The following is a 21,496-nucleotide window of genomic DNA, read 5'->3' on the forward strand; positions in this document are numbered from 1 at the left end:
TTGCTTAACAGTTATTGAGCATCCCTTAATTGCTCTACAACACTGCATTTCGCTGCGTTGTCATACATCATGCAAGGAATCAGCCACCCCAGCAGAAGAAATACCGGAATTGTCAGCAGGACAGGCAGAATGGTGAATCGATACTCAAAGAACCAGAACATACTGCCCAGCATTTTTCCCGCAAGAGGTCCCACCGCCAGCGACAAAATAAAGGCCGCCGCTACAGAAGACATTGCGTAAAACAACCCCTCGTAGATCAGCATGGTTTTGAGCTGCCGGTTTGTCATTCCTACAGCCTGAAGCACAGCAAATTCACGGCGGCGGGAAAGAATACCGGTCATCATGGCGTTGAAGAAATTTAAGAGTCCTACCAGCCCGATGATAGCGCAGAGGATACCACCTATCAGAAGGAACATCTGCCGGAACTGAGCAAATTCAGAGCGAACCGTGGCCTTGCTTTCATACATCAAGGGCGAAAACTCACCGGCAGTGAGCTTCGATAGATACTGCTCTGCTTCGGCCTCGTCCGCTTCGTCCGCTGTGTCGAACAGGTAGAGCATCGGAATGGACGCACCATCGCTGTCCCGCTGTGCGGTATCCACAGACAAAACTGCATCATAGCCAACGCCGCTATAACGATAACTCATGGAATTCGGAAGATTTACCAAGGCGCAGACCGTGTACTCTACATCTCTGGCTCCATACAGTTTTTTCTGAATGTACTCCTCCGGTGTATCTTCGGTGCAGAGTTCCCCGGTGCGGCTGTCGATATATTTCACATCATCCGCATAGGTAGCGGTGATCGTGTCTCCCACCTTGGGGTAGTATTCAGGATTGAGCAGATTACCGTAGTCATCTAAGGAAACCGCAATGGCAATGGCGTTATTGTCCGGCTCCAGCATAGGAGAAATATCGCCGTCGAGCACTTGCAGCTTGTCAAACAGACTGTTATCCAGAGCCTCGATTCTGGTATTTCCCATCACCATATTGCCCCGGTGCTCCATGCGGCTCATATGGCTGTCCAACTGCTCGGCGCTTTCGTACATTGCATAGTCCTGCCGCAGAGCATCCTCCGTCATCCACAGGTAGGCGGGTTTTCGCACAGCATATCCCGTGCCGGAAAGACTGGCCTTTGTGTTTGCTGCGATCTCTCCGATCTGTTCTGGCGTGATGAATTCATCTGCTGAGTTGTAACGGAAATAGTCGGGCGTGCTGACGATAAAATCGGCGCAGGTCCGGGTGGATACATACTTCTCCATGCTGAAGCCGCCCACAAAGGCACACAGCGCATTGAACAGTGTCACCGACAGTGCCAGAGACACCACCACCAGCACCGTCTTTTTCTTGTTTCGTCCCAGATTGGCAAAGGCCATCTGATGGAGCTTTGCTCCCCGGATGCTGCGCCGTTTTTTCTTGGTCTGCATCACATCCGTATATTTGGTAGCCTCCACCGGAGAGACCTTGGCTGCCATTTTTCCGGGCTTGGAACAGGACAAAAGCACCGTCAACAAGGCGAACAGCATAGAACCAAAGAAGATCACAGGCGAAGTGCTGATGGTGGTGATGCCTGTATCCAACTGGATGGAGTGCAAGACAACAGGCACCAAAACAGCGCCGATGCCGTAGCCCAGCAGCAGCCCCGCCGGAATGCCGATCAGACAAAGCAGAAGTGCCTGCTGGCGAATGATGCGTTTGAGCTGCCGGGGCGTTGTGCCAATGGTTTTCAGAAGTCCGTAAAACCGGATATCCCCTGCAACAGAGATCTGAAAAATGTTATAGATGATAAGATACCCTGTGAAAATCACCAGCAGCAAAAAAGCTGCTATGGCGATCATCAGCTCTGGATCAAGCTGCGACTCCAGCTGGGATGAGGTATATCCCCAGTTGACGCCGATCCGGACGCTGTTGGGATCGGTATAGCTGTCCCATGTGTAGCCAAGATCGGTATCCACCTGTTCCATCTGCCCTTGAATGTTTGTGCCGGAGGTCAGCATAACATTCAAATCGGTGCGGAAAGGCTGTAAACCTGTTTTCACTGCCTGCGCTTCGATGTCATCTGCGTAATCACGGCTGATGTTGATGTAATGAACAGGCATTAGTTCATCATAGTCCCAATAGCCCACCAGCGTAAAGGTATCTGTTACAGTAAAGGCGGTTTGGTCCTTGTCCGTAATGGAATAGGAAACCGTGACCTCGGCGCCCAGCTCCGGCGTTACGCCAAGCAGCTGCAACGCTGCCGTATCCATGGCTACCTCTTTGCCGCTTTCGGGCATCCGTCCGGTAGTAGGGGTTGCATAGCTCCATTTAGTGCAGTTGGCATCCATGTAGCTGATCTCTGCCGGTATTTTGGCAAAGACCCCCTCCGCAGTGATACCGATTACCTTCCGTACCCCCGTAGCCTTCACCTTTGGGTGGGCAGCGATGCGTTCCGCCTGCTCGGGGGAAACATCCTTAAAGGTGCCGTGTGCATAGCCGCCTACCTGCCGAAACTGGTAGGTTTCATAGCTGGCGTTCAACGACAAGACAATGGTGAACATGGACGTAAATAGCAGCGTTGTCAGCGCAATGGCAAAAATAGCGATCAGATTGCGGCGACGGTTCGCATAAAGAGATTTTAAGCTGAGTTTTCGAATACATTTTCTGTTTTTGACATTCATCGCAGCCACCTCCCGTTAGTTCTGGGAGACGATCCGACCATCTTCGATACGGATAATGCGGTCTGCCATCTGTGCAATTTCTTCGTTGTGGGTGATCATTACGATTGTCTGGGCGAACGTTTGACTGGTGACTTTCAAAAGGCTCAATACATCCTGACTGGTTTTGGAATCCAGATTACCTGTCGGTTCATCTGCCAGTATGATAGCGGGTGCTGCTGCCAGCGCACGGGCGATTGCCACACGCTGCTGCTGACCGCCGGAGAGTTGATTGGGCAGCGCATCCAGACGCTCATCCAGCCCAAGGGTCTGTACGATCTGCTGTACGAAATCCTTGTTGACCTTGCCACCGTCCAGCTCAATGGGTAGAACGATATTTTCATACACATTCAGCACCGGAACAAGATTATATGCTTGGAACACAAAGCCAATTTTTCTACGGCGGAAGATGGTCAGGGCTTCATCCTTCAGGGAGAAAATATCCTGTCCGTCCACCATGACCGTGCCGCTTGTAGGGCGATCCAGCCCGCCCAGCATGTGCAGCAGCGTGGATTTGCCGGAGCCGGATGTGCCGACAATTGCAACAAATTCGCTCTTCTTTACACTTAAATCAACTCCATCCAGTGCATGAACCGCATTATTGCCGGAGCCATAAATTTTTTTCAGGTCTTTTGCCTGTAAAACCTCCATAAATGAGTACCTCCATGAAAAAATCTGTATGTATGAAAGGAAATGATCCTTTATACATACAGATTATCGCATAGGATTCTTTCCACATTCTTTCCGGCGGAAAATGAAATCTAACAATTTTGATAGAATTGTTGTTATTTCGGCAGAAATATGGAAAACGTACTTCCTTTTCCCGGAACGGAAGCAACCTTGATATAACCGCCCTCGCCGGATATGATCTGTCGGACAAGGTATAAGCCGATGCCCACACCTTCTTGTTTCTGCACACTGTTTGATCGGTAAAAGCGAGCAAATATCTTCGCTTGCTCACTTTCCGAAATGCCCGAACCGGTATCCGATATATCAATCCTTGCAAACATTTCATAGCTTACAGCAGAAATAGTAATGGTGCCATGCTCTGTATATTTGATGGCATTGTCTACGATATTAGCCAGCGCTTCCGCTGTCCATTTGAAGTCGAATACAGCAAAAGCATCGGTATCTTGCAGTTGCAAAGATAATCCTTTTTCAGAAACCTTGGCGGCATATTGTTCTACTACGCTTTCAAGCAGCGGCTGCAGCGCTGCTTGCTGGGGGGCGAGTGAAATGATCCCGTTTTCCAGTCTGGAAAGCTTTACGAGAGAATCAATCAAAAATCGCAGCTTTTCCGATTGTTTGTACAGCGCCTCCACATTTGCCTTCGCCGATGCAGGCAGAGTTTCCTCCATCAGAAGCTCGCTGTATAACAGCAGGTTAGCAATCGGCGTTTTCGTCTGGTGGGAGATGTCCGCAATCAAGGTTTTGATTTTGTCTTTTTCCTGCGCTACATTTCGAGAAGATGCTTCTGCGGCGGAAAGATAGTGCGCAAACTTCGTTTCCAATGCAGACAGCTGGCTTTCATCAAAATTGGTTTCAGAAAAGGAGCCGGTCATGGCAGCGTCCAGCATCCTTTCGATTTTTTCCATCGTTTTTCTGGCCTTTCTCCGCTCCCATAATACAATAGCTGCCGCCGCCAGAAAACACAGCAGCAGGATCACAATGCCGGCTTTATTCATCTTTTATCACCCAGCTATAACCGATTCCATAGACGGTTTTAATGTATTTCTGTGCACCAAGCTTATCCCTCAGACGCTTGATCGTAACAGACAAAGCATTTTCATCCACATATTCTGCGCCATCTGTCCAGATCCGGTCGACAAGGTCTCCACGGGTCATGGTTCGACCACGATTTTCAACAAGCAGACGCAGTAATTTTTGTTCTGTTTTACTCAATTCCACTTTTGAATCTCCCACATAAAAGGTCATAGCCTCAAAGTCAAAGTGAAATAGATCCATATGGAACGGCGCATTTTTTTTGTTTGACGCTTGCTTTCGCAGTTGGGTATTCACCCTTGCCCGCAAAACCGAAAGAGAAAAGGGCTTGGTAATGTAATCATCAGCGCCCCTCTCCAGTCCGTCTACGATGTCCAGATCGGTGTCATTGGCAGTCAGCAGAATAACAGGAATCCCGGGCGTGTTTTCCTTGATCTCACGGAGCAGCTCAAGCCCACTGCCATCCGGCAGATTGATATCCAGCAGGATCAGGGATACACCGCCGCAAAGCAGCTGTTCCTTCGCCGTTTTTAGGTCTTGGCAGGATATAATCTGACGGTCATCTGCTTTCAGTGCTTTACTTAAACCCTGATTCAACCCTATATCATCTTCAATAATCAATAATTGTTCCATGTATCTCACTCCCTCGTTATTCAAATGCCACCATTATTTCCTTGGGCAATTTTTCGTTCTCACAGTTTAGAAGATAGGCTATTGGCTATTGCTCTGTTTGCAAATTTGTTTGTTTTCACTGTATCCCAATCAGCAAGCCGGATGATCTATGCTGTGCCGTTTTTTTACTTTCTTAATTGTATCATGCTAATGTAAAGAAATCCATATTCTCTAAAAAGTTGTCCTGTTTTTTGAAACAGGGTTGTTACTGTTCACTGGTAACATTCCGCGAGGCGTTTTTTGTGAACAAAGTTCACAGAAAACCCGAGAATTGCGGCGCGAAATCATGCGAATGCATGATTTCTGTGCATCGCGAAGCGCGTTACTGTGAACGGAGTGAACAGTAACACAGGGTTAGCCCCTGAACAGCAACAAGGCATTAATAAGAACTGAAAAACATAAAAAAACATCTTGATTTTCATGAATACTTATGATATGATACCGCTCAAAGAAAAGGGAGTAGCGGCCATGAAGAGATAAAAGGAAATCCATTTTTTCTGAATGGTGCATAAATGCGTCAGAACGGTAGATGAAACTACCCGCATTATGAGATAATCAGCGAGACTTTTATTTCAGGCATTATAACAGTGCCTGGGATAAAAGTCTTTTTTTTCCCTTTTTGAACGCTTTACAACTATTGTTAGTAAGAGAGATGGAGGAGAAAAATGAATAAGCGAAATGGAAAAATGAAATATCTGGCAATCGGTGCTGCCGGGTTTATAGTGGCAGGGGGATTAGCGCTGGATACAACTTACCAGATTCAGGAGCAGGAACAGGCAGTACTCACAACCTTTGGAGTGCCAAAGGCAGTGAATGAAACGGGATTACATTTCAAAGTCCCTTTTGTACAGCAGGTGCAGAAGGTAAATACCACGATCCAGGGATTTCCAATCGGATACAGTATGGGGAACAATGAGGTGGTGGAAAATGAAGGAATCATGATCACTTCGGATTACAATTTTATTGATGTGGATTTCTTTGTAGAATATCGAATTTCAGAACCTGTAAAATACCTTTACACCTCTGAGCAGCCGGAAGAGATTTTAAAAAATATTGCGCAAAGCTGTATCCGAACTGTAATAGCAAGCTATAACGTGGATGAGGTTCTGACCACCGGAAAAGGAGAAATCCAGAGCAAGATCAAAGAAATGATTTTGAATCAGATGGAGGAACAGGATCTGGGAATTCAATTGGTCAACATAACAATACAGGATTCCGAGCCGCCTACTGAAGAAGTGATGAAAGCATTTAAAGAGGTGGAAACTGCGAAACAGGGAAAAGAAACGGCGCTTAACAATGCTAATAAATACAGGAACGAAAAGCTTCCCGAAGCGCAGGCCCAGGCAGATCAGATTATTCAGGATGCGGAGGCACAAAAACAGGTGAGGATCAATGAGGCAGAAGCTGAGGTGGCAAGATTTAATGCAATGTATGAGGAATATATGAAGAATCCTGAGACCACAAAAATGCGAATGTTCTATGAAACCATGGAAGATGTGTTACCTGGTATGAAGATTGTGATTGACAACGGAAGCGGCGTGGAAAAGATATTGCCGCTGGATTCTTTTGCCGGAGACTGGAAAACAGCAGACGGTACAAAAGAAGAAACTAAGTGAAGTTAAGATAAGTATCTGACAGAAAGGATAAAAAAATTATGAAAATGAAAAAAGCTGCACTTATAACTGGCATTCTCGGAGCAGTAATAATCGGCTCTTCCATAACTATAACCCAACAAAATGAATACAAGCTGATCCGTCAGTTTGGTAAAGTTGACAGAGTGATCTGCGAACCGGGAATCAGCTTTAAAATTCCATTGATAGAAAGAACACAGTCTTTACCAAAGGAAACGTTGTTATATGATTTGGAAGCATCTGATGTGATTACCAAGGACAAGAAAACCATGATCAGTGACAGCTATGTTTTGTGGAGAATTACAGATCCACTTAAATTTGCACAGACTCTGAACTCTTCTTTGGAAAACAGCGAAAGCCGAATTAATACGGCCGTATATAATGCCACAAAAAATGTGATCAGCAGTCTTTCCCAGGACAGAGTGATCACAAGCCGGGACGGAGAATTATCGGATATGGTAATGAAAGCCATTGGAGATAATATGGAACAATATGGAATAGAGCTGATTAAATTTGAAACAAAGCAATTGGATCTGCCGGACGATAATAAGGCAGCTGTGTATGAGAGAATGATCTCAGAGCGTGATAATATTGCTGCTACATATAAAGCAGAAGGTGATTCAGAAGCAAAAGTAATCCAGAATAAGACAGATAAGGAAGTGACCATTCAGATTTCAGATGCGAAGAAGCAGGCAGAGATTTTGAAGGCAGAAGGGGAACAGGAATATATGAAAATTCTTTCCCAGGCTTATGGGGAAGATGAGAGAAGTGAATTTTATTCCTTCGTAAGAAGCCTTGAAGCCCTGAAAACTTCTATGCAAGGAGAAAACAAGACCGTTATTTTGTCATCGGATTCCCCTATTGCTCGGATTTTTGAGGGAAAATAATAAAAATTCTTGCATCTGCTGGCATTGACGTATATCATAAGGAACATAAGGAGTGACAAAAGATGGCGATAGTGAGAAAACACATATATTTTTCCGGGCAGGTGCAGGGTGTTGGATTTCGTTACCGTGCAAAAAATGCGGCGAGAGCCAATGATCTTACTGGCTGGGTGGACAATCTGTGGGATGGCAGAGTGGAAATGGAAGTTCAGGGAGAGCTTTCCGGAATTGAGCGTATGATTCAGGAAATCGAGATGGGAAGTTTCATCCGGATTGAGAATTATCAGATGGAAGACTTGCCTGTGGATGAAAGGGAGTGGAGCTTTTATTCGAAATGAAGTGAAATGGGATGCCAGGAGCGAAGAGAATTTTGCTTCTGGTATTTTTTTGGAGCAAATAGCAAAGCAGATATTAAAAAAGGATTGACAATCAGAAACACTCCCCTTATAATTAGTTCGCATACGAACAGTTCGGACTCGAACAGTTTATGTATGAACTATTTTTGTTCGGAAGTATATGAAAGAAGGGAAATATGGAAAAAAAGAAAAAAATGGGTCCTGATGAGTGCTGCAGGGCGGAACGGCATATAGGGTATGAGGTTCGGACTCTCAATCAGGTAATTGGACGTCTGGTGAATTCATATCAGTCCAAGGTGGATGAGAAAGCCGGAATTAACCGCATGCAGGGTTGGATCATTGGTTATCTGTACCGGCATTCAGAAGAAGCTGTTTTTCAGAAAGACCTGGAAGCAGAATTTCAGATGGCGCGTTCTACTGCGTCAGGAATCCTTCAGGCAATGGAGAAGAAAGGGCTTATTACCAGAGAATCTATTCCAAGAGATGCCAGGTTGAAGCGTCTGGTGCTTACGGAAAAGGGGATGGAATTTCAGATGGAAATTATGGAGAATTTTGACAGGATCCAGGATGTGTTAAAGTCTGATATTCCCCAGGAAAAACTGGAATGCTTCCTGGAAGTTCTGGACATGATCCGGGAAAATGCCCAAAGAGAGTGCTGTCTGCGGGATGAAAACTAACAAAAAAGAAAGGGGAGAACCTGATGATAAAGACATTACTTGCCCAGGTAAAGGAGTTTAAGAAGGCCTCCTTCCTCACACCGGTATTTATGATACTGGAGGTTGTGGTGGAGACAATGATTCCTCTTGTAATGGCAGATATGATCGACAACGGTGTGGAAGCCGGTAATATCAGTTATCTTTACAGAAAAGGTGCCATTATGGCGCTTCTTGCAGTTGCAGGACTTGTTACCGGTATTCTTGGGGGAAAATACGGAGCATACGCATCCTCCGGTTTTGCCCGTAATCTTCGTAAAGCAATGTATACTAACATTCAGACATTTTCATTTTCAAACATTGACAAGTTCAGTACTGCAAGTCTGATCACACGTCTGACTACAGATGTGACCAACCTGCAGAATGCATACCAGATGATCTTGCGTATGTGTACCCGTGCCCCGGCCAGTCTGATCTGTGCCATGGCGATGGCGTTTATGATCAATGCAAGAATTGCCAGCATTTACCTTATTGCCGTTATTTTTCTTGGATGTTTTCTCGTATTTATTATGAAAAAGGCGACTAAGTATTTCCGGGAAGTATTTGAGAAATATGACGATTTAAATGCCAGCGTGCAGGAGAATATCAGCGCAGTCCGCGTTGTGAAGGCTTATGTACGTGAAGAATATGAGACCACTAAGTTTCAGAAAGCCTGCAATAAAGTTTACGAAATGTTTGTAAGAGCTGAGAAACTGGTAGTTATGAATATGCCGGTTATGCAGTTTACAGTCTATGCATGTATTCTTGGAATCAGCTGGCTTGGTGCGAATATGATCGTTGGTGGCAGTCTGACTACAGGTGAATTGATGAGTCTTCTTACATATTGTATGAATATTCTTATGAGCCTTATGATGCTTTCCATGGTATTTGTTATGGTCACCATGAGCGCAGCAAGTGCAGAGCGTGTAACTGAGGTTATCAATGAAACAGCAGATCTTCATGATCCGCAGGATCCGGTTATGGAAGTTGCAGACGGAAGTATTGAATTTGACCATGTGGATTTCAGCTATAAGAAGGACAGTAAGGAGCCGGTGCTGAAGGATATCAATCTTTCTATCCGCGCAGGAGAAACTATTGGTATTATCGGTGGAACCGGAAGTGCCAAGTCCAGTCTGGTAAACCTGATCAGCCGTCTTTATGATGTGAGCTCCGGATCAGTGAAAGTTGGCGGCGTGGATGTGCGTGACTACCATATGGATAGTCTGCGTAACCAGGTAGCAGTTGTACTTCAGAAGAATGTGCTGTTTTCCGGTACCATTCTGGAGAATCTGCGCTGGGGAAATAAAGAGGCTTCGGAGAAAGAGTGCCGCAGAGCGTGTCAGCTTTCCTGTGCGGATGACTTCATTGAGAAAATGCCGGACAAATACAATACTTATATTGAGCAGGGCGGAACCAATGTTTCCGGCGGTCAGAAACAGCGTCTGTGTATCGCCAGAGCTCTTCTTAAGAAACCCAAAGTACTGATTCTGGATGATTCCACAAGTGCGGTAGATACTGCCACAGATGCACGTATCAGAAGAGCTTTTGCAGAAGAAATTCCGGATACTACCAAGCTGATCATTGCACAGCGTATTTCCAGTATTCAGAGTGCGGACAGGATCATTGTCATGGATGAGGGAAAAATCAGCGGATTTGGAACTCATGAGGAACTGATGAAAACCAATGCCATTTATCAGGAGGTTTATAATTCACAGATAAAGGGTGGTGGAGATTTTGATGAGAATAGAGGAGGTGAGCAGGCATGAGCAATGAAAGACCGATAAAGAAGCCAGGCCGCAGCGGGGCAGCCTTCCGTTCAGGCCCTATGGTAGAGAATCCGGGCAAGATGCTTGGAAGACTGATGGGGTATATTTTTAAGAACTACAGGATCCATATTATTGTAGTTGTGATCGGCATTGTGGTAAGTGTTCTTGCCAATGTGCAGGGAACCATGTTTATGAAGACTTTGATTGACCAGTATATCATGCCTATGCTTCAATCTGAGACTCCGGATTTCCATCCTCTTGCAATGGCAATTCTTCGTGTAGCCTGTTTTTATGCAATTGGGGTGGCGTGCACATATACGTACAACCGTCTGATGATCTATGTCAGTCAGGGCACCCTACGCAATCTTCGAAATGAGATGTTTGAGCGCATGGAAACACTTCCTGTTAAATATTTTGATACACATGCACATGGCGATATCATGTCTATCTACACCAATGATATTGATACACTGCGCCAGATGATCAGCCAGAGTATTCCACAGCTGATCTCCAGTGTGATTACCATTGTCAGTGTATTGGTAAGTATGATTATTTTGAATGTGCCTCTTACCATCGTGACTCTGGTCATGGTTGGAGTGATGCTGGTGGCAAGTAAAAATCTTGCAGGACTCAGCGGCAAGTATTTCATGGAGCAGCAGAAGAATCTTGGTATTGTAAATGGTTACATCGAGGAAATGATGGAAGGCCAGAAGGTTGTAAAGGTATTCTGCCATGAGGAAGAAAGCCTTGAGAAGTTTAATGAGCTGAATGACCAGCTGTTTGAGAGCGCGAATAATGCCAATAAATTTGCAAACGTGCTGATGCCCACCTGTGCACAGATTGGGAATATCAGCTATGTGCTGTGTGCCATTGTTGGCGGCGTGCTGGCAGTAAATGGTGTGGGTGGATTTACTCTTGGCGGCCTGGCAAGTTTTCTTACTTTTAACAAGAGCTTCAGCCAGCCGATCAACCAGGTAAGCCAGCAGTTTAACAGTATTGTTATGGCACTTGCCGGAGCGAAGCGTATCTTCGACCTTCTGGACGAGAAGCCGGAGGTAGATGACGGATATGTGACCCTGGTAAATGTGAAAGAAGAGAATGGTAAGCTGGTTGAGTCCGAGAAACGTACAGGACGCTGGGCATGGAAGCATTTTCACAAAGCCACTGGCAAAACAGATTATATCGAATTGAAAGGTGATATTGTTCTGGATGGCGTTGACTTCGGATATCGTGATGACAAGATCGTGCTTCACGATGTGAAGATGTATGCGAAGCCAGGACAGAAAATTGCATTTGTCGGCTCCACGGGTGCCGGTAAGACGACAATTACCAATCTTCTGAATCGTTTCTATGATATTCAGGATGGTAAGATCCGTTATGATGGCATCAATATAAATAAGATCAAAAAGGGTGATCTGAGACGTTCCATGGGTATCGTTCTTCAGGATACTAATCTGTTTACTGCTACCGTTATGGAGAATATCCGTTATGGAAAACTGGATGCCACAGATGAGGAAGTTATTGCAGCTGCCAGGCTGGCGAATGCGGATGGCTTTATCCGAAGACTGCCGGATGGTTATTATACTATGCTTCGCAATAATGGTGCTAATTTAAGCCAGGGACAGAGACAGCTGCTTGCAATCGCCAGGGCGGCAGTAGCAGATCCGCCGGTTCTGATCCTGGATGAGGCTACCAGCTCTATTGATACCCGTACAGAGAAGCTTGTACAGGATGGTATGGATAAGCTGATGGAAGGCAGAACTACATTTGCAATTGCACATAGGTTATCCACAGTCAGAAACAGTGACTGTATTATGGTTCTGGAACAGGGACGTGTTATTGAGAGAGGCTCTCATGATGAGTTAATTGCGCAGAAAGGTAAATATTATCAGCTGTATAATGGGTGATATGGGGTAAATAAGTAAGAGGTAACGTTTGGAAGGTTCAAGCGTTACCTCTTATTTTGGGCTTTGAATGATTTTTCAAACACGCTCTAGAGCGCGTTATTTTTCACTGGCAGTTTCTTTCTGCGGCAGCTGGGCAAGAACGATAGCCCCGAACATTACCACACAACCGATGATTTCCCGGGTGCTTAATTTCTGTCCTAAGATAATCCAGCCGGCGAGGACAGAGATGCAGGATTCCAGACTGAGAATCAGGGAGGCTACGGTTGGGTTCATATTTTTCTGGCCCACGATCTGGAGGGTGTAGGCGACACCGCAGGACATAACGCCGGCATAGAGAGTAGCGCCCCAGGCACCACTGAATGAAGAAAGATTGGGATGCTCCAGAATTATGGCTGGGATAGCAGTGAGGATTCCGCAGACCAGAAACTGGATGCAAGACATTTTTACTCCATCTGTCTTTGGTGAAAAGTAATCAATGACCAGAATGTGCAGGGAAAACAGGAAAGCACAGATCAGGACCAGAAAGTCTCCCTTTCCAATGGAAAAGCCGTCTGTGATGCAAAGCAGATAGAGACCAATCAGTGCCATTACAACCGCAACCCAGATAAAAGGACTGCATTTCTTTTTCATAAAAAGTCCAAGGATCGGGACGATGATAATGTAGCATGCAGTGAGAAAACCTGCTTTTCCAACGGAGGTGTACTGGATGCCAAACTGTTGGAAGTTGGAAGCAAGACACAGGCAGATACCGCAGATTATGCCGCCGGCAATTAAGGTTTTGTTGCGGGAAAATGGATTTGAACCGCTGGATGCCATTGGCTGTCTGTCGGATTCTGTGAAATCAGCTGAATTGCTCTGTGGATTTATTTTATTGAGCAGTAAAATAACCGGGATCAGCACCAGAGAACCGATAATGTTTCTTGTGGCATTGAAAGTGAGAGGGCCGACAGCTTCACCGCCCTCACTTTGTGCTACAAAGGCGATTCCCCAGATCGTTGCTGTCAAAAGGAGAATCAGTGAATTTTTTAATGGTATTTGTTGTTTTTTCATAATGGATTATCCCCTCGTAAAATTTACAAAAATGCCCTCCTTTAACAGGAGGGGCATCATCGTTTAAATTATCTTTCCATCATGCTGATGGATTCAATTCCTACACTTCCACCTCGGACTACTTCAATGCGGCCGAATTCTTCTTTGATCAGTTTGACAACTGCATCATTTTTGGTCGCTGTCTGTACGAATTCCAGAAGCAGGCTGTCTTTACCGTAATCAATGACTCTGGCCTTAAAAGTCTCAGCAATCTGGAATAATTCAACCTTGTCCTCAGAAGAGCAGTTAAAAACCTTGATGTAAAGAATCTCTTTCATGCGGACGAACATATTGGTGAAATCAATAACTTTGATGACTTCTACCATTCGGTTCAGCTGTTTCTTGATCTGTTCGAAAGTTTCATCATCGCTTACAGTCCCGATGGTCATTCGGGAAACGGTAGGATCCTCTGTAGTACCAACGGTAAGGCTGTCCAGGTTATAGCTTTTGCCGGAGAAAAGTCCGGAAATCTTGGACAGAACACCTACCTGGTTTTCTACGTAGAGGGAAATCCATCTCTTTTTCATGCCTTTATCAGCCATTGGATAAACCTCCTGTTAATTAACAATCCATAATTAAATCTTCCAGTGTTCCGCCAGGCTTTACCATCGGATAAACCATTTCTTCAGGATCAATGATGAACTCGATCAGAGTCGGAACTTTGGTATTTTTCTTTGCTTCTTCAAATGCTGCGGCAACCTCATTTTTATTGAAAACCCGGATCCCTTTGGCACCGTAGCTTTCTGCCAGCTTTACAAAATCCGGTGTATATTTCGGGTATTCCTCGCCATTTGTACGGCGGGAAAGGGCACCAGAGCGAAGATTGGTCATGCTGTAGCGTTTGCCATAGAAAAGCTTCTGCCACTGACGAACCATACCAAGATATTCGTTATTAAATACACAAAGAATCAGTGGGAGCTCTTCCAGAACAGCTGTGGCAAATTCCTGAATATTCATCTGCATTCCACCGTCGCCGGAAATAACGATAACCGGTTTGTCCGGATTACCGATCTTTGCTCCTACACCACCAGGAAAACCGTATCCCATGGTACCAAGTCCCCCGGACATAACAAGCTGCTTGCCTGGTGTGATCTCAGCATACTGGGAAACCAGCATCTGGTGTTGTCCGACATCCGTGACAATGATGGCTTCTTCAAACTGGCAGTTGATCTGGTTAATGATGTCAACCGGACTTAATCTGTCATTTGGACGCATTACAAGAGGATGTTCCTGCTTCCAGCTGTTTATCTCACTGTTCCATTTTTTGCTGGCATAGTCGGAAACGTATTCGGACATTTTTGCAAGGGCATCTTTTGCATCTGCAACGATTGGAATATCTACCTGGATGTTTCTGGAAATAGAGGCCGTGTCAATGTCAATATGGATAATCTGGGCATTAGGGGCAAATTCATGAAGCTTTCCTGTGATTCGGTCGTTAAAACGTGTTCCAATGGAAAAAAGTACGTCACAGTTGCTTACAGCCATATTGGCTGCATAGGCACCGTGCATGCCAAGGTTTCCGATAAAAAGCGGATGGTTGGTAGGAATTGCACCTCGTCCCATAATAGTAGTTACAACCGGAACACCGGTCTTTTCCACTACTTCCTGGAATACCTTATTGGCATGGGAAATATTGATTCCGCCGCCTGCCAGGAAGAGAGGCTTCTTTGCATTGGAAAGTGTTTTGATCGCACGTTTCAGCTGTCCGATGTGGACACTGGTGTTTGGCTTGTAGCCGCGGATATTTACGCTCTTTGGATATTCTGCACTGCCAAGTTCAGCCATTACATCCTTGGGCAGGTCAATAAGAACCGGTCCAGGGCGTCCGGTACGTGCAATATAGAAGGCTTCCTTGATGATACGTCCAAGATCTTCACGGTTGCGTACAGTGACTCCATACTTGGTAATACTGCGGGTAATTCCTACAATATCAACTTCCTGGAATGCATCGTTTCCAATCAGATGACGTGCTACCTGACCGGTGAAGCACACCAGAGGAACGCTGTCGTAATTGGCTGTAGCAAGGCCTGTGACAAGGTTGGTAGCACCAGGACCGCTTGTTACAAGACATACGCCAACTTTTCCAGTGGTACGTGCGTAAGCATCGGCTGCGTGAACCAGTGCCTGCTCGTGACGTGGAAGGATTACGGTGACATCATCCTGTTTGTATAATTCATCGCTGATATCGATGGTACATGCTCCGGGATAACCGAAAACGTACTCAACACCTTCTTCTTTCAGTGCTTTTACCAGCAGCTTATTGCCTGATATCTGTTTCATTTAGTGAAGATACCTCCTTTTCGCCGGGGAAAAACCCCACAATATAATTATAAAAAAATCTCCCACAAGTTGTGACGCACATCTTGCAGAAAGCCTTTTTCAAACACGCTCTAGAGCAAACGATATTTAATCAATATTATAGCGTTAACGTGGAAAAGTGTCAATAAAGTTCACAGAAAACCAGAGAATTGCGGCGCGAAATCATGCAAAGCATGATTCTTTTGCATCGCGAAGCGTGTTACTGGTCACGGAGGGAACAGTAACACGTTGAATTAAAAGAGGTGGGAAAAAGAAAGGGATAACTGGTCAAAAAGTGGATTTTGTGGTAAGATATGCAGAACAAAAGTGTACTGAGAAAGAAAGGAGGAGGTTGAAAATAGTGGAACTAAATAAGGAAAATATGAAAAAGATAAGGTGGCTGATCGCTTTTTCAGTGCTTCTGTATCTGGGAGTGCAGAATCTGGATGTGGTGCTGAAGTATGTGAAAATTGTGTGGGGACTTCTTCTGCCATTTGTGTTGGGTGGAGCTATGGCGTTTGTGCTGAATGTACCTATGGCATTTATTGAGCGACATGTTTTTGGAAAAGCAAAGGAAAAAGAAGACAGGAAGGGACGCGCAGCAGCAAAATTTGCAAGACCGGTTAGTCTGATCTTTTCCATTGTTCTGGTGGTGCTGGCGATTCTCGTTGTAGTACTGATTGTGGCACCGGAGCTTGGAAGAACTCTGGTAAATGTTGTGAAAAAGGTGGAAGAAGATATTCCGTTAGTTCAGAAATGGCTGACAGATACCTTCCAGAGTGATTCTGAAATTGTGAAATGGGCATCTACCATAGAAATTGATCCGCAGAAAATTATTGATTCTATTGTGAGCGTTTTGAGAAGTGGGGCGGACAATCTGGTATCCTCCACTATTACCGTGACTATGGGACTGGTGAGCATGGCTATGAATTTTGCAATTGGTTTTGTGTTTTCCTGTTATGTGCTCCTTCAGAAAGAGAAGCTGGGCAGGCAGGTCCTGAAAGCGGCTTATGCGATCTTACCTGTGAAAACAGTGGAATATCTGGGACATGTTTGTACACTGGCAAGTAAGGTGTTTTCAAGCTTTATTACCGGGCAGTGCATAGAGGCGGTGATCCTGGGAAGCATGTTCTTTGTTTCCATGACGATCGGAAGATTTCCATATGCAATGCTGATCGGAGTGCTGATCAGTTTTACGGCGCTGATTCCTGTGTTTGGCGGAATTATTGGATGCTGGGTGGGATTTTTCCTGATTTTGATGGTAAGTCCTCTGAAAGCTTTGGCATTTCTTATATTGTTCTTGATCCTGCAGCAGATTGAGGGAAATCTGATCTATCCTCACGTAGTTGGAAACTCTGTGGGACTGCCGGCAATCTGGGTACTGGTTGCAGTGACTCTGGGCGGAAATCTTATGGGAATTGTGGGAATGCTGATTTTTATTCCGTTGGTGTCTGTAATTTATACATTGTTTAAGGAATGGGTGTCTGAGAGGCTGGAGCAGAAGAAGGTAAAAATCAGTTGAGAAAATTTTTAATGAGCGCTGGATGCTAAATAAAATAAGCGCTGGAAAATAATTGGTTTACATAAAACAAAAAAGCTGCAAAAAAACATCTCCGGGAGGATTAAGAACTTCCGGAGATATTTTTTGCTTATTTTTATGAAGATCAGTCGTTGGTCTGTTTCTGACTTTCTACTTCTGCAAGCTTCATTGCACGAACTTTCAGCGGCAGACCGAACAGAGTGATGAATCCGTCTGCATCATGGTGATCGTACATATCACCTGTTGTGAAGGAAGCAAGAGATTCATTGTAAAGGCTGTATGGAGAAGTGGTTCCGGCTTTGATGATGTTGCCTTTATAAAGTTTGAATTTTACTTCACCAGTTACATATTTCTGTGTGGACTCTACGAATGCCTGGATTGCCTCACGAAGTGGTGTGAACCATTTTCCTTCGTAAACAACCTGAGCCAGCTGGCTGCCAAGTTTCTTCTTGGTTTCCAGAGTTTCACGATCAAGGATCAGCTCCTCAAGCTGTTCATGTGCTTCCATAAGGATTGTTCCACCAGGAGTCTCATAAACACCACGGGATTTCATACCTACAACACGGTTCTCAACGATATCGATAATGCCGATTCCGTTCTCGCCGCCAAGCTTGTTCAGTTCTGTGATGATCTCGGAAACTTTCATTGCCTTTCCATTTAAGGTCTTTGGAACACCTGCCTCAAATGTCATGGTGATTTCGGTCTCTTTATCCGGAGCTTTCTCAGGTGTTACGCTGAGTACTAACATATCATCATAGTTTGGAGCCTGCGCCGGATCCTCAAGTTCAAGTCCCTCATGGCTGATGTGCCACAGGTTACGGTCACGGCTGTAGCTGTGTTTTGCATCGAATGGAAGGTTGATACCATGAGCCTGGCAGAACGCGATCTCGTCTTCACGGGACTGCATGGTCCAAACGTCTGTCATACGCCATGGAGCAATGATCTTGATGTCTGGTGCAAGAGCTTTGATTCCAAGCTCAAAACGGATCTGGTCATTTCCTTTACCAGTTGCGCCGTGACAGATTGCAACAGCGTTCTCTTTTCTTGCGATCTCAACCAGTTTCTTGGCAATAGCAGGACGTGCCATGGAAGTACCAAGAAGATATTTGTGCTCATATACAGCACCTGCCTCAACACACGGCATAATATAGTTGTCGCAGAAGTCATCTACGATATCCTCAATATATAATTTGGAAGCTCCGGAAAGCTTTGCTCTTTCCTCAAGTCCGTCCAGCTCATTTCCCTGTCCGCAGTTAACGCAGCAGCAGACAACATCATAATCAAATGTTTCTTTCAGCCACGGAATCAATGCTGTGGTATCAAGTCCGCCTGAATATGCAAGTACAACTTTTTCTTTCATAATATTTACCTCTTTTCTTTTATCCCTCTGAAACAGATAGGGTTATAAAGCATATTAAATTTTGAATAAATATTCATCGTGATAACGGCTCTTACGTTCTGTACGTTATTCACAAAGAATAATATACAACAATACTCATAAATATGCAATAGTAAATTTGAAAAAAATTTATAAAAACTTTGCATAAAAATGCATCATATAATAGGTAAATACGCGTTGAAATGCACAAAAAAAGATAGATTGAATGGAAAATAAGGAAAAAATGACTATTGCATAATATGCAGAGAAGATGTATAATTCATTCATCATTGTTTATAAAGCACATGTTACTGTTCACTCCGTTCACAAAACGGACATTGTTGCCAGTGAACAGAGTAACAAGTATGAGTTCCAGAGCCTGTTTGAAAAAGCATGCTTTTGACACCATAATAATGGAGGACACTAAAATGATAAAAGCTGGAATTATTGGAGCAACCGGTTATGCGGGAAATGAAATTGTACGTCTCCTTCTGGGACATAAAAATGTGGAAGTAGCATGGTATGGATCCAGAAGCTACATTGATAAAAAATATGCAGGAATTTATCAGAACTTTTTTAAGCTGGTAGATGCAAAATGTATGGACGATAACATGGAAGCTCTGGCAGATGAGGTTGATGTGATTTTCACTGCAACACCGCAGGGGCTGTGTGCTTCTCTTGTAAATGAGGGAATCCTTTCCAGAGCGAAAGTAATTGATTTAAGTGCAGACTTCCGTATTAAAGATGTGAAGAAATATGAAAAATGGTACGGAATTGAGCACAAATCCCCTCAGTTTATTGATGAAGCTGTGTACGGATTATGTGAGATTAACCGTGAGGACATCAAAAAAGCTCGTCTGATCGCGAATCCGGGATGCTATCCAACTTGTTCTACACTTTCTATTTACCCATTGTTAAAGGCTGGAATGATTGATCCGAACACGATTATTATTGATGCTAAATCCGGAACGACGGGTGCTGGAAGAGGGGCTAAGGTTGATAATCTTTATTGTGAAGTAAATGAAAATATCAAGGCTTACGGTGTTGCCACACACAGACATACACCAGAGATCGAAGATCAGTTAGGATATGCCTGCGGACAGGAAGTGACCATTAATTTTACCCCGCATCTTGTTCCAATGAACAGAGGCATTCTGGTTACAGCATACGCTTCCCTGACAAAGGATGTGACCTACGAAGAAGTAAAAGCTGCTTATGATGCATGCTATGAGAATGAGACATTTGTGAGGGTTCTGGATAAGGATGTGTGTCCGCAGACAAAGTGGGTAGAGGGCAGTAATTACGTGGATGTGAATTTCAAGATCGATCCGAGAACCCACAGAATCATCATGATGGGAGCTATTGACAACCTGGTAAAAGGTGCTGCCGGACAGGCAGTTCAGAATATGAATCTGATGTTTGGGTTTGATGAAGCGGAAGGATTATTACAGGTTCCGATGTATCCGTAAAAGTGAAATTGGAGACAGGCTCCGGGCCTGATTTCAGGACTGAGTTACATTGAAAAATAAACATATAATTTGCCTGATCGGGCAAAGGAGGAGTATCAATATGGAAATAATTACAGGTGGTGTTACCGCAGCAAAGGGGTTTAAAGCAGCTGCGGCAGCAGCAGAAATTAAATACAAAGGCCGTACAGATATGGCCATGGTTTACAGTGAAGTTCCATGTGTTGCAGCTGGCACTTTTACAACAAATGTGGTGAAGGCAGCTCCGGTAAAATGGGATCAGAATGTGGTCTATAATCACCCATCTGCACAGGCTGTGATCTGCAACAGCGGTATTGCAAATGCATGTACCGGAGCAGAAGGATATGGCTATTGTAAGGCGACTGCTGATGCAGCTTCTGAGATACTTGGAATCCCTGCAGATAGCGTGCTGGTTGCATCTACAGGCGTGATTGGAATGCAGATTCCGATTGACAGAATTGTAAATGGTGTAAAGGCTATGGCTCCGAAGCTTGACGGTTCTTTAGAGGCCGGAACAGAGGCAGCCAAGGCTATCATGACTACAGATACCGTAAAAAAAGAGGTTGCTGTACAGATCGAAATTGGTGGAAAAACAGTAACAGTTGGCGGTATGTGCAAGGGATCCGGAATGATCCATCCTAATATGTGTACCATGCTTGGATTTGTCACAACAGATGCTGCAATTTCCAAGGAAATGCTTCAAAAAGCACTAAGTGCAAATATTAAAGATACCTTTAATATGGTTTCTGTAGATGGCGATACTTCCACAAATGACACTGTTTTGCTCCTTGCAAACGGCATGGCAGGCAACCCTGAGATCACAGAAGAGGGTGCTGATTTTGATAAATTTATGGAGGCTTTGAATTATATTAATACCTGTTTATCAAAGAAAATTGCAGGTGACGGAGAGGGTGCGACTGCACTTTTTGAAGTGAAAATTGTGGGCGCTAAGACAAAAGAAGATGCAGTTACGCTTAGCAAATCCGTAGTAACTTCTTCTCTTACAAAGGCTGCAATTTATGGTCACGATGCAAACTGGGGTCGGATTTTATGCGCTATGGGATATTCTGGAGTACAGTTTGATCCGGAAAAAGTTGACCTGTATTTTGAGAGCCGCGCAGGAAAATTAAAGATTATTGAGAACGGTGTTTCAACAGGATATGATGAAGCAGAGGCAACCAGAATCCTGTCTGAGGATGAGGTAACAGCTATTGCAGATGTGAAGATGGGTGACGCAAAAGCAACTGCATGGGGCTGTGATCTTACTTATGATTATGTGAAAATTAATGCAGATTATCGTTCTTGATATTAAAGCTTGAGAGTGTGTAAATTAGATGCCAGAGGAAGACTGAAAGGCATGCAGTTGTAGGACTTTTGTAAC

Annotated in this window: 17 protein-coding genes; 9 read left to right on the plus strand and 8 right to left on the minus strand. The window is 44.5% G+C overall.

Features of this window, described 5'->3' with window-relative positions; genetic code table 11:
- Window positions 1–11: 11 nt before the first annotated feature.
- From ABHC48_RS07075 to ABHC48_RS07090, 4 genes are all read right to left on the minus strand, one after another.
- A complete protein-coding gene (locus ABHC48_RS07075; RefSeq protein WP_195699118.1) occupies window positions 12–2,657 on the minus strand; it encodes an ABC transporter permease in 2,646 nt (881 codons plus the stop codon).
- Between the two features lie 15 nt (window positions 2,658–2,672).
- Window positions 2,673–3,344 (minus strand): ABC transporter ATP-binding protein, encoded by a 672-nt coding sequence (locus ABHC48_RS07080; RefSeq protein WP_195699119.1) that lies wholly within the window; start codon window positions 3,342–3,344, stop codon window positions 2,673–2,675.
- Window positions 3,345–3,478: 134 nt separating this feature from the next.
- Window positions 3,479–4,378 (minus strand): HAMP domain-containing sensor histidine kinase, encoded by a 900-nt coding sequence (locus ABHC48_RS07085; protein WP_118579784.1) that lies wholly within the window; start codon window positions 4,376–4,378, stop codon window positions 3,479–3,481.
- Window positions 4,371–5,048, minus strand: coding sequence for a response regulator transcription factor (locus tag ABHC48_RS07090; RefSeq protein WP_118579781.1), 678 nt, complete (start codon window positions 5,046–5,048; stop codon window positions 4,371–4,373). Before ABHC48_RS07090 ends, ABHC48_RS07085 begins: the two co-directional genes overlap by 8 nt.
- A 704-nt stretch (window positions 5,049–5,752) precedes the next feature.
- Here ABHC48_RS07090 and hflK point away from each other — a divergent pair.
- The 6 genes from hflK to ABHC48_RS07120 all read left to right on the plus strand — a co-directional run bounded on the left by hflK (window position 5,753) and on the right by ABHC48_RS07120 (window position 12,323).
- Window positions 5,753–6,703 (plus strand): FtsH protease activity modulator HflK, encoded by a 951-nt coding sequence (gene hflK, locus ABHC48_RS07095; protein WP_195699120.1) that lies wholly within the window; start codon window positions 5,753–5,755, stop codon window positions 6,701–6,703.
- Window positions 6,704–6,741: 38 nt separating this feature from the next.
- On the plus strand, window positions 6,742–7,605 hold the full coding sequence (locus ABHC48_RS07100) for a protease modulator HflC (protein ID WP_195699121.1): 864 nt from the start codon (window positions 6,742–6,744) through the stop codon (window positions 7,603–7,605).
- A 62-nt stretch (window positions 7,606–7,667) separates the two neighbouring features.
- Window positions 7,668–7,940: an acylphosphatase gene (locus ABHC48_RS07105; protein WP_118579773.1), complete on the plus strand. Its 273-nt coding sequence runs from the start codon at window positions 7,668–7,670 to the stop codon at window positions 7,938–7,940.
- Between the two features lie 194 nt (window positions 7,941–8,134).
- On the plus strand, window positions 8,135–8,635 hold the full coding sequence (locus tag ABHC48_RS07110; protein ID WP_195699122.1) for a MarR family winged helix-turn-helix transcriptional regulator: 501 nt from the start codon (window positions 8,135–8,137) through the stop codon (window positions 8,633–8,635).
- Between the two features lie 23 nt (window positions 8,636–8,658).
- Window positions 8,659–10,416, plus strand: coding sequence for an ABC transporter ATP-binding protein (locus ABHC48_RS07115; protein ID WP_195699123.1), 1,758 nt, complete (start codon window positions 8,659–8,661; stop codon window positions 10,414–10,416).
- The gene (locus ABHC48_RS07120; protein ID WP_195699124.1) at window positions 10,413–12,323 is read left to right on the plus strand and encodes an ABC transporter ATP-binding protein; all 1,911 of its coding nucleotides are present in this window, start codon (window positions 10,413–10,415) and stop codon (window positions 12,321–12,323) included. The genes ABHC48_RS07115 and ABHC48_RS07120 overlap by 4 nt, the downstream gene beginning before the upstream one ends.
- A 96-nt stretch (window positions 12,324–12,419) precedes the next feature.
- Here the strand turns inward: ABHC48_RS07120 and ABHC48_RS07125 are convergent, their stop codons facing one another.
- The 3 genes from ABHC48_RS07125 to ilvB form a co-directional block, all read right to left on the minus strand.
- A complete protein-coding gene (locus ABHC48_RS07125; RefSeq protein WP_179988265.1) occupies window positions 12,420–13,373 on the minus strand; it encodes a DMT family transporter in 954 nt (317 codons plus the stop codon).
- Between the two features lie 68 nt (window positions 13,374–13,441).
- Entirely contained in the window at window positions 13,442–13,939 is a 498-nt protein-coding gene (gene ilvN / locus ABHC48_RS07130; RefSeq protein WP_334285059.1) for an acetolactate synthase small subunit, read from the minus strand.
- Window positions 13,940–13,973: 34 nt separating this feature from the next.
- On the minus strand, window positions 13,974–15,692 hold the full coding sequence (ilvB, locus tag ABHC48_RS07135) for a biosynthetic-type acetolactate synthase large subunit (RefSeq protein ID WP_118579758.1): 1,719 nt from the start codon (window positions 15,690–15,692) through the stop codon (window positions 13,974–13,976).
- A 379-nt stretch (window positions 15,693–16,071) separates the two neighbouring features.
- Between ilvB and ABHC48_RS07140 the strand changes: the two genes are divergently transcribed.
- Window positions 16,072–17,232, plus strand: coding sequence for an AI-2E family transporter (locus ABHC48_RS07140; RefSeq protein ID WP_195699125.1), 1,161 nt, complete (start codon window positions 16,072–16,074; stop codon window positions 17,230–17,232).
- A 142-nt stretch (window positions 17,233–17,374) separates the two neighbouring features.
- Here the strand turns inward: ABHC48_RS07140 and ABHC48_RS07145 are convergent, their stop codons facing one another.
- Window positions 17,375–18,610: an argininosuccinate synthase gene (locus ABHC48_RS07145; RefSeq protein WP_118579752.1), complete on the minus strand. Its 1,236-nt coding sequence runs from the start codon at window positions 18,608–18,610 to the stop codon at window positions 17,375–17,377.
- Between the two features lie 446 nt (window positions 18,611–19,056).
- Here ABHC48_RS07145 and argC point away from each other — a divergent pair, with 446 nt between their 5' ends.
- A complete protein-coding gene (gene argC / locus ABHC48_RS07150) occupies window positions 19,057–20,097 on the plus strand; it encodes an N-acetyl-gamma-glutamyl-phosphate reductase (protein ID WP_148461744.1) in 1,041 nt (346 codons plus the stop codon).
- A 100-nt stretch (window positions 20,098–20,197) separates the two neighbouring features.
- Window positions 20,198–21,421, plus strand: a complete 1,224-nt coding sequence (gene argJ, locus ABHC48_RS07155) for a bifunctional glutamate N-acetyltransferase/amino-acid acetyltransferase ArgJ (protein WP_148461743.1) — start codon at window positions 20,198–20,200, stop codon at window positions 21,419–21,421.
- Window positions 21,422–21,496: the final 75 nt, after the last annotated feature.

The sequence above is a fragment of the Ruminococcus sp. 1001136sp1 genome, from assembly GCF_039841815.1.
In the GTDB taxonomy this organism is placed as follows: Bacteria; Bacillota; Clostridia; order Lachnospirales; family Lachnospiraceae; genus Blautia_A; species Blautia_A faecis.